The organism is Dysosmobacter welbionis (assembly GCF_005121165.3).
In the GTDB taxonomy this organism is placed as follows: domain Bacteria; phylum Bacillota; class Clostridia; order Oscillospirales; family Oscillospiraceae; genus Oscillibacter; species Oscillibacter welbionis.
Genome location: NZ_CP034413.3, coordinates 1,706,186 through 1,724,284, shown reverse-complemented (window position 1 = coordinate 1,724,284; position 18,099 = coordinate 1,706,186). Strand labels below are relative to the sequence as shown.

At 53.2% G+C, this 18,099-nt stretch carries 14 protein-coding genes, 2 tRNA genes, 1 rRNA gene and 1 pseudogene; 6 read left to right on the top strand and 12 right to left on the bottom strand.

The genetic code is table 11. The annotated features are described in order from the left end of the window. The first annotated feature begins 67 nt into the window (after nucleotides 1-67). Both EIO64_RS09365 and EIO64_RS09360 read left to right on the top strand, forming a co-directional pair. Nucleotides 68-289 carry a helix-turn-helix domain-containing protein gene (locus EIO64_RS09365; protein WP_136891250.1) on the top strand — a complete coding sequence of 74 codons (222 nt, stop codon included), beginning with the start codon at nucleotides 68-70 and terminating at the stop codon, nucleotides 287-289. After that, complete coding sequence (locus EIO64_RS09360; protein ID WP_136891249.1) at nucleotides 286-1,029, top strand: restriction endonuclease subunit M; 744 nt, start codon at nucleotides 286-288, stop codon at nucleotides 1,027-1,029. Before EIO64_RS09365 ends, EIO64_RS09360 begins: the two co-directional genes overlap by 4 nt. Here the strand turns inward: EIO64_RS09360 and EIO64_RS09355 are convergent. From EIO64_RS09355 to EIO64_RS19215, 7 genes and pseudogenes are all read right to left on the bottom strand, one after another. Further along, nucleotides 1,012-3,180 (bottom strand): TaqI-like C-terminal specificity domain-containing protein, encoded by a 2,169-nt coding sequence (locus EIO64_RS09355; protein WP_136891248.1) that lies wholly within the window; start codon nucleotides 3,178-3,180, stop codon nucleotides 1,012-1,014. The genes EIO64_RS09360 and EIO64_RS09355 overlap by 18 nt on opposite strands. 119 nt (nucleotides 3,181-3,299) lie before the next feature. Further along, a complete protein-coding gene (locus EIO64_RS09350; protein ID WP_136891247.1) occupies nucleotides 3,300-3,596 on the bottom strand; it encodes a hypothetical protein in 297 nt (98 codons plus the stop codon). A gap of 172 nt (nucleotides 3,597-3,768) precedes the next feature. Further along, nucleotides 3,769-5,030: pseudogene (locus tag EIO64_RS09345) on the bottom strand (plasmid recombination protein). Between the two features lie 401 nt (nucleotides 5,031-5,431). Beyond that, nucleotides 5,432-6,604, bottom strand: coding sequence for an AAA family ATPase (locus tag EIO64_RS09340; protein WP_136891246.1), 1,173 nt, complete (start codon nucleotides 6,602-6,604; stop codon nucleotides 5,432-5,434). Beyond that, complete coding sequence (locus tag EIO64_RS09335) at nucleotides 6,594-6,929, bottom strand: plasmid mobilization protein (RefSeq protein WP_136891245.1); 336 nt, start codon at nucleotides 6,927-6,929, stop codon at nucleotides 6,594-6,596. The genes EIO64_RS09340 and EIO64_RS09335 overlap by 11 nt, the downstream gene beginning before the upstream one ends. 2 nt (nucleotides 6,930-6,931) lie before the next feature. Further along, on the bottom strand, nucleotides 6,932-8,005 hold the full coding sequence (locus tag EIO64_RS09330; protein WP_136891244.1) for a tyrosine-type recombinase/integrase: 1,074 nt from the start codon (nucleotides 8,003-8,005) through the stop codon (nucleotides 6,932-6,934). Further along, nucleotides 7,992-8,396 (bottom strand): hypothetical protein, encoded by a 405-nt coding sequence (locus EIO64_RS19215; RefSeq protein WP_429835843.1) that lies wholly within the window; start codon nucleotides 8,394-8,396, stop codon nucleotides 7,992-7,994. Before EIO64_RS19215 ends, EIO64_RS09330 begins: the two co-directional genes overlap by 14 nt. A gap of 235 nt (nucleotides 8,397-8,631) precedes the next feature. Here EIO64_RS19215 and EIO64_RS09320 point away from each other — a divergent pair, with 235 nt between their 5' ends. Further along, a complete protein-coding gene (locus EIO64_RS09320; protein ID WP_136891243.1) occupies nucleotides 8,632-9,162 on the top strand; it encodes a helix-turn-helix domain-containing protein in 531 nt (176 codons plus the stop codon). Nucleotides 9,163-9,385: 223 nt separating this feature from the next. Here EIO64_RS09320 and guaA read toward each other — a convergent pair whose 3' ends face one another. From guaA to EIO64_RS09295, 5 genes are all read right to left on the bottom strand, one after another. After that, complete coding sequence (gene guaA / locus EIO64_RS09315; RefSeq protein ID WP_119311770.1) at nucleotides 9,386-10,927, bottom strand: glutamine-hydrolyzing GMP synthase; 1,542 nt, start codon at nucleotides 10,925-10,927, stop codon at nucleotides 9,386-9,388. Nucleotides 10,928-10,955: 28 nt separating this feature from the next. After that, nucleotides 10,956-11,585, bottom strand: coding sequence for a hypothetical protein (locus EIO64_RS09310; protein ID WP_025544726.1), 630 nt, complete (start codon nucleotides 11,583-11,585; stop codon nucleotides 10,956-10,958). Nucleotides 11,586-11,698: 113 nt separating this feature from the next. Continuing rightward, a complete protein-coding gene (locus EIO64_RS09305; RefSeq protein WP_021750465.1) occupies nucleotides 11,699-12,277 on the bottom strand; it encodes a xanthine phosphoribosyltransferase in 579 nt (192 codons plus the stop codon). Nucleotides 12,278-12,475: 198 nt separating this feature from the next. Continuing rightward, nucleotides 12,476-13,297 carry an Mrp/NBP35 family ATP-binding protein gene (locus tag EIO64_RS09300; protein ID WP_119311769.1) on the bottom strand — a complete coding sequence of 274 codons (822 nt, stop codon included), beginning with the start codon at nucleotides 13,295-13,297 and terminating at the stop codon, nucleotides 12,476-12,478. Nucleotides 13,298-13,388: 91 nt separating this feature from the next. After that, nucleotides 13,389-15,629: an ATP-binding protein gene (locus EIO64_RS09295; RefSeq protein ID WP_249390878.1), complete on the bottom strand. Its 2,241-nt coding sequence runs from the start codon at nucleotides 15,627-15,629 to the stop codon at nucleotides 13,389-13,391. A 587-nt stretch (nucleotides 15,630-16,216) separates the two neighbouring features. Between EIO64_RS09295 and EIO64_RS09290 the strand changes: the two genes are divergently transcribed. The 3 genes from EIO64_RS09290 to EIO64_RS09280 all read left to right on the top strand — a co-directional run bounded on the left by EIO64_RS09290 (nucleotide 16,217) and on the right by EIO64_RS09280 (nucleotide 18,036). Further along, nucleotides 16,217-17,747 (top strand): 16S ribosomal RNA (locus EIO64_RS09290). A gap of 105 nt (nucleotides 17,748-17,852) precedes the next feature. Then, nucleotides 17,853-17,928, top strand: a tRNA-Ala gene (locus tag EIO64_RS09285). 31 nt (nucleotides 17,929-17,959) lie between these two features. Next, nucleotides 17,960-18,036, top strand: a tRNA-Ile gene (locus EIO64_RS09280). Nucleotides 18,037-18,099: the final 63 nt, after the last annotated feature.

The following is an 18,099-nucleotide window of genomic DNA, read 5'->3' as shown; positions in this document are numbered from 1 at the left end:
TCGCGACTCATTGTATGTAGACTTATTGTATTCGATATTGTAGCATATATCATGGAGGTTTACAAGTATGGATATAGTCAAGGTTTTTGGATCAAATGTTAAGCGGTATCGCCAGCAGACCGGGTTATCTCAGGAGGCATTTGCAGAAAAGTGCGGTATGCACAGAACATACATTAGTGCTATTGAATGCTTTCGCAGGAGCATTTCGTTAGAAAATATTCAGAGAATTGCAGATGCACTTGGCGTAGAACCATATAAACTATTTCTTATATCGGAGGAGGACGCATGAAGCAGTTAAGAGAGAAAATTGAAGAATTGCTATGCAATTCAAAATGTACGAAAGAGGAAATTTCTTCTATAATGCGTGAAAAAGCATTATATCCATTCAGTAGAGAGAGCCGAATTCTAGCATATCTGATGTCTCTTGGTGAAATTACATATGACGAATATGCTAAGCTCGACGAAGACTACTGCAATAGGAATCAGTTCCTCGAACTGTTTGATATGGCTCCCCGCACATATGGTCAAACATGGGGAGAAGAATACATTAGAAAATTGTTCCCGCAGTTCATCAAAGCTACGAAAGAAAACCTTGCCGACGTATACCCTGATTTTGACGGCGAATTTGATCTTTGGCTGGATGGTATTAGGATTGAGGTTAAAGCGTGTCGAGCAAATAGTACAAAAAGTAGTGGAAGTTTAGCCAGCCGAGCCTATTTACACACCGAGGCGCATGATACGGGGTTCAAATATCACTATCAGCAGTTAAAACCGTCTTGTTGCGATGTATTCATTTGGATTGGTACTTGTCGGGATACGTTGCTTTATTGGGTTTTGAGTAGTGACGAACTTCTCAAAACAGGGAAACTAGGCTCGCAACATAGAAATGAACATACAGGAACGGCAGATAATCCAGTGTTTGAAGGGCAAGTGTTCATGACAGAAGATGAGTTGCTCCCGTTCTTTGTAAAAGAAGAAAACATACTTGATGCGGTTTATGCTAAGGGCAAGTCAAAAATCGATAAATAGATTTTTACCAGCCAAAGCCGCTGTTATGATTTTTCTGTCTTGTACTGTTAAATGGTACAGACCCATGATCATGTCATCTAACTCGCTATATAGACCGCTAATGTTTTCGAAAGAGTTCATTATGCGGTCTACTTTTTTTATAATACTGTCCTGTTCTTCTGCTGAAACAATGGGTATTGGTACCTGTTCTATGTGTGAACGGAGTAATTTGACAGAGTTGAATTTCTTTGAAATAAAAAAGGCTACAACGCTTGAATTAAGTATTGCAAGAACATACTTTATTGCAAGTCCATCAATTTCGGGGATAACAATATTACAACTGTTCAAAGAAAGTGTTTGCTTATTGTCATAAGTGAATACAGGTACTTCACTGATAAAGCGATAAAGTAGCTTTTCTTTTGCACGGTAGATTTCTATAGGAGCTACTTGCTGAAAAGATTCTGGCTCAAACCGGATGTAATTTCCAGACGGACACACTTTATATCTTTGAATATCGCTCCCCTTCAGAACCAACTCATTATCACTTTGTTTTTCTGTAGATATATATTCCTTATTATTACCCGTGACAATCCCAAGCGCAAATTTCGCATTTTCTTTCAAAAAAGCCGCATTTTCAATCCCACTAATCGTACTTAAGCAACGATTTTCTTCATCAGAAACATTGAATGAGAGGGTTCCGTCAGAGAAAGTGCGATGCTTTGAAATGACAAAAGTAGTATTGCCGGTTGAAACTTCACAGCCAAGGACTGTCTTAGCTGCGTCGGGCATAATTCCGAGAATTATAGAGGGACATTGTACGCCGGAAAACACATTTCCTAAATAGGCAACAAATTTGAATGAACAGGTGTCGAGAATTAGTCTTCGTACCGCTTCATGTGCAGTTACGCTTAGAATAGCCTCAGGCAAAACAAACGCCATCACACCATTGTAAGTGAGCATAGTTAGCGCTTTTTCTACAAACAAGTCATACGACTCTAGACTTTTACCGGTTGCAGTTTGAAAAAGCTTGCGATATGTGATTACATCAGCTTCAGAAAATTCACTCCCCCACGGCGGATTTCCGAGCACAACATCAAATTTCTGCGTAAAGGTCATCAAATATGTGTTACCGATAATGAATCTGGAATAAAGATCGGTAACGGTCATTTGGGGCGTCATAAGTGCAACATTGATTCTGGTGATATAAATGCTTATGGGGTCGATATCTTGACCATAAAGATTTGAGTAGTCCATTCCCATCATACCAAGTCTCAGCAAAAAATTACCGGTACCACAACAAGGATCACAGATCGTTCGCGCGTTCAAATTAACATCATTTTTGTATAGTCTTTCAATCAACTCATTTACAACCTTTTCGGGAGTATAATAGGCACCCCTGCTTTTTCGCCGGGCAATATCCTGTAAGGAAATATATACAAAGCCTAACGAGTCTTCCCCGCTCACAAAAAGAATTTCTTTTGTCAATGCGGGCTGTAATCTTTCAAATAATGCAGAATCTATGTTGTAGGATCCTAGCAAATCTTCAATTAGAATATGGAAATCGTCAAAGTGTTTTTGCGTCAAAAAACGCATTAGAAGGTTGTTATCTGAATACTGCTTATTTCGGCTTTGATAATAAAGCTGAACGGCAAAATTTGCAAGTACTGCAACCATATCCCTTTCATCTTCAATGATATTTAGTTCCAATAGTTCAGAAACTAACCTCTTATTATTTTCAGTATGAATATAGTCTTTGTAGAGGATTTTTCCTGTGGAGGACTTTTTGTTTCTGCGGCTCTTAAGCTTCTTATTTTTGGGATTTTTAAGTTCTGCCGAAAATCTTTCAATATATCCTCGGCTGAAAAACTGGTTATCAATGTCAGGGACAATCTTACCCAAGCGAATCCAGTTTTTTGCAGTTGCTTTTGATATAGACAATTCCTTACATACATCATCAACAGTAAAAATGTCGTGAACGACACCAATCTGGTCAGCTTTGTTACAACTTATATGTTTTCTTCGACCGTCGATAGGCTTGGAAGCAGTATCAGGTATTAGCCATACTCCGCTAACCATATTTGCACCGTCAATACGTCCTTGTTCACACAAAACTTGAACTCGTCTCTTTGATATGTTGAATTTTGAAGCCGCATCATTAACTGAAATATACATAGATTCCTCCAGTTATTTCGTAATTTAATGATCATATTATACTCACAAAAACGAATAGTGTCAATATTAATGATGATTTCATAGGAGTACAAATATTAAATGCGTCTGGAGTCTACAATTCATAATTGTGGTCTTCCTTTCAGTCCATTCTTCTTGGCAAGCTCGCTTGCTGCGTGACGGCGCTCATCTGAATACGGAGCGGTCAATCGGACAGCGAAGCGCCTGCGGTCAATCTCAAAGGTCAGACCGCCCTGTTCGTCATCGTCGGTCTGCCTGCACAGATTGGGATATGCCGCCGCATATTGTGTCAGCCGCTTTTTGAGCGCGGTATTGTGCGTCTGGATTTCAACGGTTTTGCTGGCTTCGTCAAAATAGATGCAGGTCGTTTTCTGCCGTTTGGTCAGTCCGGTTTTCATATTGCCTCCATTTCTGCCTGCCCCGCGAAAACAGGTGCATTTTCAAGATTTTTTGTCAGCTCTACACCTGCAAAAAGCGGTTGATTTTTGAATAGGGAGCGCCCAAATGATACGCTGCTCGATTCGGACGCTCCCATTTGATAAAATCGGTTTTTCTCCGCTCAACACGGCATCAGCGGGCATCGTCCCGCATTGCCGTTTTTTCTCTGCGTGGACGGAAGAAATGCCAGAGGTTATTGCGCTGGATCACGTTCTCATAGCGTTGCACTTTTCCGCGAAGTTCTGCGTTTTCGCGTTCCAGATCCGATGTGCGGAGCTTGCTGCGAACAGATTTGTACTCGGAAAGCTCCTGTTTCAAACCGGCGATCTCTGCCTTGAGTTTTGCAATCAGCCTGTTTGCCGCATCCAAAGCCTTTTGCAACTTGGATTCCTTTTTCTCTGACGCAGCGTATTTCTTTGCTGCCTTTGCCAGCGATTCGTAGTCAGAACGCTCCAATATTACCTTAGAGGACAGCGGGACGGACTTCGCCTCAATCTTTTCGATAGCTGCCACATTGACCTGCTGATTCTGAATTTTCTCAATCTGTCTGCCGAGCGTCGCCGCCTGCTGTTCCTGCTGGCGGTTCTGCTCTGTGAGTTCTGCCAGCCGCGCCTGCTCCTGCTGCACCTTGAACTGCGTCACCGTCAGGTGTTCCTCGGAGCTGCCGCGTTCGCCGCGCTCCACATCGTCGTACCCGGCGTCGCGCATATACCGGAAGAAATCGTCCTGCAAAACGCTGTAGGATTTTTGAGAACAGGCTTGCCCTTGGCGCTCAGAATCGGCGTGCCGTTCTCGTCCAGCGCGGGCTTGGAAGCCCACTTCTTACTCATGCTGACCTGCTGGATTATCTCCTTGACCGTGCCGCGAAGCGACTCATCCTTGCAGCGCTTCGACCACAGGATTTGCTTTTCTACGACGGGAAGATAGACCACATGAAGGTGGTAGTGATACACGTCTTGTCCCAGCGCGTCGGACATGGCGCGGTTGCGCTCGTCAGCGTGCATGACCGCCGATAGGATGTATTGCTCGCCGCCCACAATTCTGATTGCAGCTTTGTAGGCATCGGCGTAAAATTGTTTTGCAAAGTCATAGCCGCCGTGGTTGAAAAAGTAGGCGGAGTTGACGTCGAAGATCAGCTCTCCGAATTTCTCAGCATCCGCTTTCAGACCGCGTGTTGAGATCACGCCGTCAGAGCGCATCTGCTCGAACATCTCCTTATACCCGGCGGTTGGCGTTTTGAAATGGACGTTGTATGGCGTCCGTTCAGGAACGATGTCCTGATTGACATACGACGATTTTTCGCGCTCATTATGCGCCTGTGCGTTGTCGATGTCTGTATCTTTCATTCTTGCGTTTCTTGCGCTGGTACGGTGGATACCGTCGCCTCTTGCCATAGGCAGTTTACCTCCTGATTTCAGATTGTGCAGGACGGGTAGCTTTCGGGGAGGCACTTCTGCGGAAGTGTAATAACCCACTATGATACTTTCATCCTGCGGCTGCAAAGTATCGTGGGCTCTCCGAGGGGGTATGCGGCTTCTGCGGAAGTCTCTGCCGGTTTTGCGGTTTGCAGTGTGGATACAAACCGCAAAAACCGGCGTGGTCAGCAGCTTATTTGCAGACAACCTCTGCTCATAATCTCCTGCCCACATCCATCTCAAACTCTGCGGATTTTTCGATGGGGACGGGGGCGCGGAAGGTCGTGCTGCCGGCTTCCCTCCGCGACGGTCGCAACGATTGCGACGGTTGTTTTACGGTATCATTTTCACCGTCGCAACCGTCGCAGCCGTCGCGCGGCTTATTTGCTTTCAGCATCATAGGTCAGCGTGATACGTCGCCCTTCGTGCCGAACCTTGTTCTCATAGCGGACGTGGTATTCATCCAACAGTCTGCCAGACTTCACATTCAGATACTTGCTCAGCGCATTTGCCGCCATGCCGACATGGACGGCATCGGCAAGCGCAGAGGGCGATCCTGTCCAGATTGGATGTTCTGCGGATAGTAGTCCAGCGACAGCATCCAGAACATGATCGGGCGGCTCTTTGTGCAGCTCGTTTTCTACCTTTTCAAGATTCCAGATCTGCGTGTCGGCATCCTTTTTCAGATAGAGAATCTGATCCTGCTGGTCGCGCCCCACGACGTCGATGGTTGCCTCCAATGCCGTGCGCTTTTTCTTCTGCATGAGAAGCGACCCGTCCGCGCAGCCGAGCAACCCTGTCGTACCGGAGATCATTTCGAAGCTGTCACCGGCAGGCTGCTTGCGAGTGTGGTGGACGGTCAAAACGCAGATGCAGTGCTTGTCGGCAAACTGCTTGAGCCGACCGATGATCTCATAATCGCTGGCGTAGCTGTACGCCTCGCCGCCGACTTCCCGGATTTTCTGCATGGTGTCAATGATAATGAGTTTGGTATCGTGATGCTCGCGCACAAAATTCTCAAGCTGTTCGTCCAGTCCGTTTCCGATCTTGCCCGCCGCAGTTGCAAAGTGCAGCCGGTCGGTGTCGTTGACGCCGTACATCATAAACATTCGACTCTGAATGCGCTGAAAGTCATCTTCTAATGCGAGGTACAGCACCGTGCCGGGATGGACTTCGCAGCCCCATAGAGCTTCGCCCGTGCTGACATGATAGGCGATCTGCGCCACCAGAAATGATTTGCCGATCTTTGGCGCACCTGCGAGGATGTACGCACCCGCATAGAGCAAGCCGTCGATGATCGGCGGTCTGCTCTGATATGCGGTCTGGTACAGTTCGGTCATGGAGATTGTGTGCAGGTAATGCGGGTCGGTTAACCGCTGAATCCTGCGATAGATTTCGTCAAGACTTTCCGCACTGCTTTGAAAATCACCGTTGATTTCTTCTTCAAAAGCGGATATACTGTTCTCAGTTGAATTGTGAAGCGGCTGCCCATCATCTGCGCCAACAGATGTGTCCGGGGCGGTCGTTTTCTTTTTGCAGATTTCATTTTCCATAGGCATTTTCCTCTTTCATGCCGTCCATGATGGCGGCGATCATTTCGATCACATCCAGCAGCTCGTCATTTACGCTGCCGCCCGTCTTAATACGCCGCAGCTCATCCAGCACGGCGGCAAGCTGGTCGCGCAGTGCTTTGTAAACCCTCGGATTGCCCTGCACCACTACATCCTTGCAGGTCAAACGGCGTGTGATGTAGTCCTGCTTGGTCAGCCCGGAGAGCTTGACGAAGGTTTCGATTTGTTGGTCTTCCTCCGGTGATACCCGGAAGGCAACAGTCTTGTTGCGCCAGCGGTTGTGGTTATCCCGGTTTTTCAGTGACATTTTTAATTACTCCTTTCGACGTTCAATTTATCTGCCATTTCCTTCTGTACGGTTGGGAAAAGGTGCGCGTACCGATAGGTGATCTCCACGCTTTCGTGCCCCACGCGATTGCCGATGGCAACGGCAGAATAGCCCATGTTGATAAGTAAAGAAACATGGCTGTGTCTCAAATCGTGGATTCTGATGATCTTGACACCAGACGCCTTGCACCCGAACTCCATGCCGCGCTTCAAGGCATATTTGGACAGCGGAAAAATACGGCTGTCCGGTTCCAGTCCATAAAGTTCCTTGAAGTAGTCCTGTATCTCATCACAGAGAAAGTCAGGCATCTGGATCACGCGGTTGCTTTTCTTCGTTTTCGGCGTGGTGATAACGTCCTTGCCCTGTAAGCGCTGATAGGATTTATTGATGCGGAGCGTTTTCTTCTCGAAATCAAAGTCCGCAGGCGTCAGTGCCAGCAGCTCGCCCTCGCGGATGCCACACCAGTACAGGATTTCAAAAGCGTAGTACAGCATAGGCTTGTCCATCATGGCGTCGATGAATTTTAGGTATTCTTCTTTCGTCCAGAACAGCATTTCCTTCGGCTGCTCGCTGCCCATATTTCCGGCCTTTGCAGCGGGATTGATCTGTAAGCCGTAATACTTGATGGCGTGGTTGAAAATACAGCTCAGTTGGGTATGGACGTTCTTGAGATAGTCCGGGGAATAGCTTTCGCCGCTTGACTTGGTGTGCTGCCGTATCTCGTTCTGCCAGTCGATCACATCACGGGCGGTGATTTCCGAGAGCTTGCGCTTTTTAAAATACGGCAGAATCTTTGTGCGGATGATATGCTCCTTGCTGAGCCATGTGTTGAGCTTCAGCTTGGGCTTGACGTCCTTTTCATAGAGCGCCACAAAGCTTTCGAAGCTCATATTGATGTCAGCCTGCTTCTGCATCAGAAACTCGCGTTCCCATGCCTGCGCCTCTTTTTTCGTGGCAAAGCCGCGCTTCAATTTCTGCTGGCGCTCACCGCGCCAGTCGGTATAGCGAAACTGCACATACCATGAGCCGTTCTTCTTGTCCTTAAACGCTGCCATTCGATTCCCTTCTTTCCTTCGGTTCTCTCGTTCCGTAGAACTTCTCATGGAAGAACTTGCGGTCAATCCTGCCTGCAATGGTGATGCAGCCGGTCTTTCGCAGCTCTTTGTTCAACTCACGAATGAGCTTATACGCATACGGAACCGATACGCCAAGCTCTTCCGCAACTTCATTTACTCTCATAAAAATTTCTCCTGCCATAGGCAAAATACCTTCCTTTCCTGATTTGTGGTTGATTTCTTCTGCCGTTCTATCCGCAGGACTCTGACAGGCAACCCTTTTCGGCGCTGTGCCGTTTTCTTTTCTCCTTGGCACGCTCGTCTCATCGCGTGCTTCCCCGGAGAAAGTATCCCTTGGACGGTCATTCAGTTTGGCTCTTTTGGATTTCACCCCCCTCTCACCTTACAACGGACATTTTTTCTGCATTTGTTGACTATCCTAATTGTAAAATTTCTATGAATTAAGCTAATATGCTTAGCTTACAGCCATTGTACTATACATATTGGTTTAAGTCAAGCCGGTTTGCAGGAAAATATTAAATAAATTTGCTTAGATTTTTCTTGACGAAATTAAACATATCTGCTATACTCTTTATCAAAGATAACCGACACAGGAGATGGCTATTATGGCGATTGGTGAACGCATCCACTTTTTCCGCACGATGCGGGGCATGACGCAGAAATACCTTGGCATGGCGCTGGGTTTCCCGGAGAAATCCGCAGATGTCCGCCTTGCGCAGTACGAGAATGGTTCCAGAACGCCTAAAGCGGACGTGACCGCTGCGCTGGCACAGGTGCTTGACGTTTCGCCCAAGGCACTGGACGTACCGGACATTGACTCCTATACAGGACTGATGCACACGCTGTTCACGCTGGAAGACCGTTACGGGCTTGAGGTCTGCGAGTGTGAGGATGAGGTGCATCTGCGCGTTCATATCCACAAAGGACGCGACGCAGCGGAGCTTCACAGGATGCTTTCCGCATGGGGCGCGCTTGCTGCCAAGCTGAAAGCGGGGGAGATTACCAAAGAAGAATACGACCGCTGGCGCTACCGCTACCCTGAGCTTGACACCTCCGGTCAGTGGCACAAGATTATGCCGTCGCAGGAGCTGAGTGATCTGCTCCTTGCTGATCTCAAGGAACATAACGAAGAATAACAAAAGGCTCTGCCGACCTTCTTTTACAGAAAGTCAGCAGAGCCTTTTTCGCTCTCAATATAGGATTGGATGCGACAGCAAACCTGCAAACCATTCGCTCGCCACAATAAGAACAAACAAAATGGCTTTGGTATCTGCTATCATTTTGCTATCAAACAGGAAATGAGATTTTCAAAAAGTGAGTGTTTTCAAGGCTTTTCAGCCCATCATATTCACTTTTTTCTCATTCCCACTCGATCGTAGCGGGCGGCTTGGACGTGATATCGTACACAATCCGGTTGATATGGGGCACTTCGTTGACAATCCGCACGCTGATCCGGTCCAGCACCTCGTAGGGAATACGGGTCCAGTCGGCGGTCATGAAGTCTGTGGTGGTGACAGAGCGGAGAGCCAGAGTGTAGTCATAGGTCCGGCCGTCACCCATAACGCCCACGGAACGCATGTTGGTGAGCACCGCGAAATACTGGTTCATGGTGCCCTCCAGATGGGCCTTAGCGATCTCGTCCCGGAAAATGAAGTCTGCCAGGCGCAGAGTGTCCAGTTTGTCCTTCGTCACCTCGCCGATGACCCGGATGGCAAGGCCCGGGCCCGGGAAAGGCTGGCGCATGACCAGATACTCCGGCAGGCCCAGCTCCCGACCAAGCTGACGGACCTCGTCCTTGAAGAGCATCCGCAGGGGTTCGATGATCTCCTTGAAGTCCACATAGTCCGGCAGGCCGCCCACGTTGTGGTGGCTCTTGATGACGGCGGCGTCGCCGGTGCCGGACTCGATCACATCGGGATAGATGGTGCCCTGGACCAGGTAATCCACCTGGCCGATCTTTTTGGCCTCCGCCTCAAAGACACGGATGAATTCCTCCCCGATGATCTTCCGCTTGCGCTCCGGCTCGCTGACGCCGGAGAGTTTGGAGAGGAACAGCTCCTCCGCGTTGGCCCGGACGAAGTTGATATCCCACTTTTTGAAGGCCTCCTCCACCTCGTCGCCCTCGTTCAGGCGCATGAGGCCGTGGTCCACAAACACGCAGGTCAGCTGGCTGCCTACGGCCTCGGCTACCAGGGCTGCCGCCACGGAGGAGTCCACGCCGCCGGACAGGGCCAGCAGCACCTTGCCGTCCCCCACCTTCTCCCGGATCTGGCGGATGGCAGTCTCCTTGTAGTCGCCCATGGTCCAGTCGCCCGCTGCGCCGCAGACCTCATACAGGAAGTTGCGGATCATGTCGGTGCCATGCTCCGTATGATTGACCTCCGGGTGGTACTGGACGCCGTAGAAGCCGCGGCTCTCATCGCAGATGGCCACATTGGGGCAGGCGTCGGAGTGGGCCACCAGAGCGAAGCCCTCCGGCACCTTCTCCATGTAGTCCCCGTGACTCATCCAGGTGATGCCCTGGGCGGGAAGGCCCTTGAAGAGCTTGCAGGCCGAATCGAAATACGTCTCGGTCTTGCCGTACTCCCGGGCGGAGTCGTCCTGGGCCTCGGTAACCCGGCCGCCCAGGTTATGGGCCATCAGCTGACAGCCGTAGCAGATGCCCAGGATGGGCACGCCCCAGGTGAAAATGGCCGGGTCCACCTGGGGGGATTTGGGATCATACACGCTGTTGGGGCCACCGGTAAAGATGATGCCGATGGGATTCATGGCGCGGATGTCCGCCAGCGGGGTGGTGTAGGGCTTTACCTCGCAGTAGACGCCGCACTCCCGGACCCGGCGGGCAATGAGCTGATTGTACTGTCCGCCGAAGTCCAGCACGATGACAGTCTGGTGAGACAAGGGAATTCCTCCTTTGTGTAAATTCGGTTTATGAGATCTCTGCGCCGCCCCACTCCACCAGGGTGAAGCCGGTACGCACCGGGGCGGCCAGTGTCTGGGGCGGAAGCTCCACGGAGCGGTCCAGCGGCTTCCAGGCCATGAAGACCCGCAGCACCGTGTCCGGCGCCGGGTCTGCCGTGAGCCGGGCATGGTCCGTGTAGGAACTTGTCTGGAAGGCGATCAGATTATAGGCGTTCCCCTCCATGTGGGGCAGCCAGTAGACAATAAACTCGTTGGCCTCCCGGCGGTTCAGACCCAGAGTGGCCAGGGTGTCCTCCAAAAAGGCGGCGGTGTCCCTGCCTGGTACGCAGAAGCCCTGGGAGAAGTCATATTCCGTCCGGCTGACGCCCTCCCAGTAGAGGTAATTGTAGGTCTGACCGACCGCGTCCGTCAGCGTCCCGTCGGGGCTGGCGGTGACCATCCAGGAATTTCCATTCATGACGGGATAAACACAGGTCAGTTCCCCGTCATAGTCCAGGGTAACGGTGACATCGGTCTCCGCCTCCGGATAGAGGTAGATGACCGGCTTTGCGTCGGCTCCGCCTCCCGGCGGCGTACAGCTGGGGAGCAGCGCTAGGGCCAGGGTCAGCAGTACCAGAAACAGTGGGGGCCGTTTCATGGAAAAGTCCTCCTTTTTCTGATGCGCCGGAAGATAGGGAACGATCGTTCCGCTATCCTATCAGACGGAAAAAAGAGACGAATCTTACAGAGTGCCGCGGAAAATGCAGAGGATCAGTCCTCGCCCCGGAAGACGATGTTGCCGGGCTCGGCGGACTCGATGATGGCCAGGGACTTCAGGTTCACACCCGCGGCCCGCAGCCGGTCGCCGCCGCCCTGGAATCCCTTTTCTACCGCGCAGCCGATGCCCACCAGCGTGGCACCGGCGGCGTTGACGATGTCGCACAGGCCCCGCATGGCTTCGCCGTTGGCCATGAAGTCGTCGATAATCAGGACCTTGTCGTCGGCGGAGAGCCACTCCTTGGAAACCAGCAGCGTCACCTTTTTCTTATAGGTGTAGGAGAAGATGTCGCTCTGGTACAGGCCGCCCTCGATGTTGTCGCTCTTGGCCTTCTTGGCGAAGATCATGGGCTTGTGGAAGTGGTGGGCCACGATGGCGGACAGGGCGATGCCGCTGGCCTCGGCGGTGAGGATCATGGTGACCTCGTCCATATTGAAGTGTTTGCCGAACTCCTCTGCGATATGGTCCATCAGCTCCGTGTCGATGCGGTGGTTCAGAAAACCATCCACCTTGATGATGTTGCCGGGCAGCACCTTGCCCTCTTTCACGATGCGGTCTTTCAGTTCCTGCATGGGTGATTCCCCCTCGATCTGTCTGTATTTTGCATGGTTTTATGCCAAATTTGATCTTTTTCTATTATCTCGAATCCTGCCGGATTTTGCAACTGTTTTTGCCCACAAAAAGAAGGTGCTTCCTCCGGTGGATTTGCATAGGACGGACAAAACGCGGCAAACGCCGCGCCGTGGAAGGACACGGCGCGGCGTTGGGCATTATTTCCCCTCCAGCTTGTCGGCGGCAGCCTCCAGCCAGCTGCCCTGGAAGGACTCGATGTCTCCGGCGTCGGTAAGGGCGGCCAGGGCCGGGTCGATGGGCATCTCCGCCAGCACGGGAAGATGGTGGCGCTCCGCAGCTTCGGCAGTTTTGCCCTGGCCGAAGAGATGGATCTGCTTCCCGCAGTCCGGGCAGGTGACATAGCTCATGTTCTCCACCAGGCCCACGATGGGGACCTCCATCATCTCTGCCATCTTCACGGCCTTCTCCACCACCATGCTCACCAGCTCCTGGGGAGAGGCCACGATCACAATGCCGTCCAGGGGAATGGACTGGAACACACTGAGGGACACATCGCCGGTTCCCGGCGGCATATCCACGAACAGGTAGTCGCAGTTCCACAGCACGTCGGTCCAGAACTGCTGGACCACGCCGGAGATGACCGGGCCCCGCCAGATGACCGGGTCCGTCTCGTTGGGCAGCAGCAGGTTGGTGCTCATCACCTGAATGCCGGTTTTGGACACCATGGGATACAGGCCCGCCTCGCTGCCTGTGGCCTGGCCGTGGATGCCGAAGGCCTTGGGGATGGAGGGACCGGTGACGTCGGCATCCAGAATGCCGACCTGATGGCCCCGGCGGCGCATGGTGACCGCCAGCTGGCTGGTGACCATGGACTTTCCGACGCCGCCCTTGCCGGACACGATGCCGAACACCTTACCGATGTGGGCTTCGGGATGGTGCTCCTTCAGCAGGGACTGGGGTTCCTGCCGCTCGCTGCAGCTCTCGCCGCAGGTGGAGCAGTCGTGGGTGCATTCGCTCATAGTATGGATATCTCCTTTTTTCGCTTTCGCGTAATTGATAAACACAGGCTCCCGGCCCCGCCGCTGCGGGGAACGGGGAGTATTCCATATCTTATACCTCTACCGCCGCATCCGTCAACCGCTGGACGAAAACTTCCCTGTCTCCGGCAAAAAATTCCCCCTCCCGGCTGTGGCAGGTGAAGAGCAGGATCTGCCGGTTCCCGGCGGCCTCTTTCAAAAACTGCAGGGCCGCAGCGCAGCGGCTGTCGTCAAAATTGGCCAGGGCGTCGTCCAGCACGATGGGCACCTGCTTCTCCGGCGGCAGCACCAGCTCACAGATGGCCAGGCGCACCGCCAGATACAGCTGGTCCAGCGCGCCGGCGGAGAGCAGGGCGGCATCCCGGAACACCGGGTCTCCCACAGGCTCTGCCGAGAGGCGGAAGCTCCGGTCCAGCACCACACCGGCATAGTGGTTGTCGGTCAGTCGGGAAAAGATCTCCGCTGCCCGGCGGCCCAGAGCGGGAGAGAAGCGGTTCTGCAGGGCGGTGTTGGCCCCCTCCAGTGCCTCCATAGCCAGCCGGAGAGCGCTGTACTCCGTTTCCAGCCGCTCCTTTCGGGCAGCCAGGTCCTCGGCAGAAGCCCGCAGCACCGCGGGATCGCCCGCGGCGTGGAGCTGGCCGTCCAGACGGTCCGCGGAGGAGCGGGCCTCCGCCAGTGCGGCGCGGACCCGGTCCAGCTCCGTGGAGATGGCCTCCCGGCTCCGGACGGGAGCGGGGACATCCGCCTCCGGCGTGCCGGGAGCGGGCGCCTGCTGGACCTGAAGCTCATAGCGCATCCGTGCCTCCCGGGCGGCGGTCTCCGCCTCCGCCAGCTCCTTCCGCCGGACGGCACAGGCCCGGAGCAGCTGGTCCGCCGTGGGGATGTCGAAGGCGTCGGGAGCGAAGCGCCGGACCTCCAGCAGGATGCCCTGTTCGTTGGAGGAGAGACTACTATATAAGGTGTCCGCTGCGGCGGACTTGGCGTTGACACTGGCCTGGGCGGCGTCCCGGGCCTCGCACAGCTTGGCGTAATCCTCAGCCAGCTGGCGGATGGCATCCAGGTCCGCGGTGCCGAAGCGCTTCAACCGGAGTTCTGCCCAGCCGGCCTGAAACGCCCGCTTTTTCAAAAAGAGAGCGAGGGCGCACACGCAGGAGAATCCGGCTAGCATGGTGAGAAGCGCAAGCAGCTTGCTGTGGCTGCCTGTGAGAAAAAGTACCGCATAGGTCACGACGAAACACAGTGGGACACCAATTAAAAAAGTCAGCACGCCGGGGACCGGATTCCATTTGACAGGCTCGTTCTCAGTTCCTGCGGCCTCTCGCCGGGCGCTCTCCGGACTCTGCCCGGCAAAGGGACTCTCATTCACAGCGGCCTCCGCCCGCAGCAATGCCTTCATGGCCTCGTCCCGCTCCGACCGGGCCTTGTCCACGGCTCTCCGGGTGGTCTCCAGATTGACGATGGCGCCGCGGAGCCGGGCGATGGTCTCGTTCTCCGGGATTTGGTCCTGCTGAAGCCGCTCCTGCACCTGCGCGGCGCGGACCTCTGCCTGTTCCGCCGCCGATGCGGCACCGGAGAGGGCCTGGCGGCGCTGGGCGGCCTCCCAGCGGTTGCAGTCCGTCAGTTCCGCCTGTAGGATCTCCGCCCGACGGGACAGAGCTTCGACCTCGGAGCGGGCCTGCACCAGCTGCCGGGCCAGAGAGTTGCTCTCCGACAGCTGACGGTCCAGTTCGGCCAGCTCCGTCTCCAGAGCGGGGAGCTGCCCGGTCCTGTTATGGCGGCGACGATTCAGCTGCTTTTTCAGGGCATCCGCAGCCTCTGTATAGGAGGTGCCCTCCTCTCCGGAGGAGATCAAGGCCGCGATGCGCCGTTCCAGCTCGGCGTCCTGGCTGATGGGCAGGTTATTCTGCCGGATAAAGGCGCTGCGCTCAAAGACCTCCCGGCTGATGCCCAGCAGGGTCTCGCCGCAGGCGGCACCGGTCAGGCCCGGCACAGGCTCGTTGGTACCGGCGTATACGGCACTGAATTCCCCCATGGGGCTGGTCTGCCGCCGGGTGGCGCGGGTCAGAGTCAACTCCCCCAGTTCCGTGCCGCAGTCCATCCGGCCGGACATGGCCGCGCCTGACCAGGGAGCAAAGCGGTTTTTATCCGCGATAAAACCAGCGCGGTCCCGCTCCCGGCTGTTGACACCATATAAAATAGAGAGCAGAAAGGCGCACCAGGTGGACTTTCCAGTCTCGTTGGGGGCTTCGATGATATTCAGACCGTCCCCCAGCTCCAAAGACCGGCCCTGGAGTTTGCCGAAGGTGGCGGTCATGCGATGAATCCGCAGATCAATCCCTCCTACTATGTATACATTTTATTTCCATGGACATTATACCACTGTCGCCTCCGTTTGCACAGCTTATTTTCCCAACCTGCGCAAGGGGAAAGGGGACGAAAGCCGGAGAAATCGCCACAGCAATCAGAAAAATAAAAAAACCTCGAAAAAGGTATTGACAAAAGGGGAAGGATTTGGTATTCTAACAAAGCTGTCGGCGCGGTGATGAGCCGGGCCGGGAAGAAATGAAAAAAGTTCTTGACAGCAAGGCTGAGATGTGGTAACCTAAACAGGTTGCTGCTGATACGAGATGGATCGGATGTCAAAAAACTTCTGAAAAAAGTTCTTGACAAACGAAATGAAATCGAGTATAATAGCAATGTTCCGCCGGGAACGGCGTGCACCTTGTAAATTAAACAACGTAACGAAAAGGAAGCACCAGAAGGCGAGCTCATTTAGGTGAGTTTGCCAAAGGACAAAGTCATCTCACTGGGTTGAGTCAATTACCGGTGAGATGGAGAAATGAAGCTATGACAAATAGCTCTATGAAGGTTTGAACGGACTACGGTTCGTTTAGATACCATTTTATAGAGAGTTTGATCCTGGCTCAGGACGAACGCTGGCGGCGTGCTTAACACATGCAAGTCGAACGGAGCACCCTTGACTGAGGTTTCGGCCAAATGATAGGAATGCTTAGTGGCGGACTGGTGAGTAACGCGTGAGGAACCTGCCTTCCAGAGGGGGACAACAGTTGGAAACGACTGCTAATACCGCATGACGCATGACCGGGGCATCCCGGGCATGTCAAAGATTTTATCGCTGGAAGATGGCCTCGCGTCTGATTAGCTAGATGGTGGGGTAACGGCCCACCATGGCGACGATCAGTAGCCGGACTGAGAGGTTGACCGGCCACATTGGGACTGAGATACGGCCCAGACTCCTACGGGAGGCAGCAGTGGGGAATATTGGGCAATGGACGCAAGTCTGACCCAGCAACGCCGCGTGAAGGAAGAAGGCTTTCGGGTTGTAAACTTCTTTTGTCAGGGAAGAGTAGAAGACGGTACCTGACGAATAAGCCACGGCTAACTACGTGCCAGCAGCCGCGGTAATACGTAGGTGGCAAGCGTTGTCCGGATTTACTGGGTGTAAAGGGCGTGCAGCCGGGCCGGCAAGTCAGATGTGAAATCTGGAGGCTTAACCTCCAAACTGCATTTGAAACTGTAGGTCTTGAGTACCGGAGAGGTTATCGGAATTCCTTGTGTAGCGGTGAAATGCGTAGATATAAGGAAGAACACCAGTGGCGAAGGCGGATAACTGGACGGCAACTGACGGTGAGGCGCGAAAGCGTGGGGAGCAAACAGGATTAGATACCCTGGTAGTCCACGCTGTAAACGATGGATACTAGGTGTGCGGGGACTGACCCCCTGCGTGCCGCAGTTAACACAATAAGTATCCCACCTGGGGAGTACGATCGCAAGGTTGAAACTCAAAGGAATTGACGGGGGCCCGCACAAGCGGTGGATTATGTGGTTTAATTCGAAGCAACGCGAAGAACCTTACCAGGGCTTGACATCCTACTAACGAAGTAGAGATACATTAGGTGCCCTTCGGGGAAAGTAGAGACAGGTGGTGCATGGTTGTCGTCAGCTCGTGTCGTGAGATGTTGGGTTAAGTCCCGCAACGAGCGCAACCCCTATTGTTAGTTGCTACGCAAGAGCACTCTAGCGAGACTGCCGTTGACAAAACGGAGGAAGGTGGGGACGACGTCAAATCATCATGCCCCTTATGTCCTGGGCTACACACGTAATACAATGGCGGTCAACAGAGGGAGGCAAAGCCGCGAGGCAGAGCAAACCCCCAAAAGCCGTCCCAGTTCGGATCGCAGGCTGCAACCCGCCTGCGTGAAGTCGGAATCGCTAGTAATCGCGGATCAGCATGCCGCGGTGAATACGTTCCCGGGCCTTGTACACACCGCCCGTCACACCATGAGAGTCGGGAACACCCGAAGTCCGTAGCCTAACCGCAAGGAGGGCGCGGCCGAAGGTGGGTTCGATAATTGGGGTGAAGTCGTAACAAGGTAGCCGTATCGGAAGGTGCGGCTGGATCACCTCCTTTCTAAGGAGACCTGGGCAGAGCAAGCTCTGCCTGGAATTCCTGGTCAGCTGGAGCGGAAAAAGAGTTACGTTGTTTAATTTAGAGGGCGTACGCCGGGAGATAGAAGGGGATATAGCTCAGCTGGGAGAGCGCCTGCCTTGCAAGCAGGAGGTCGCCGGTTCGAACCCGACTATCTCCACCAAGAGAATAAAGCGTCACCTCGTCCAAGACGAGGGCCCGTAGCTCAGCTGGCTAGAGCGTACGACTGATAATCGTAAGGTCGGTGGTTCGAGCCCACTCGGGCCCACCAGGCGATTTGCCTTTGGATTTGAAGACCTGATCGAAAGATCGGATCTTCAAATCTGACTGCAAA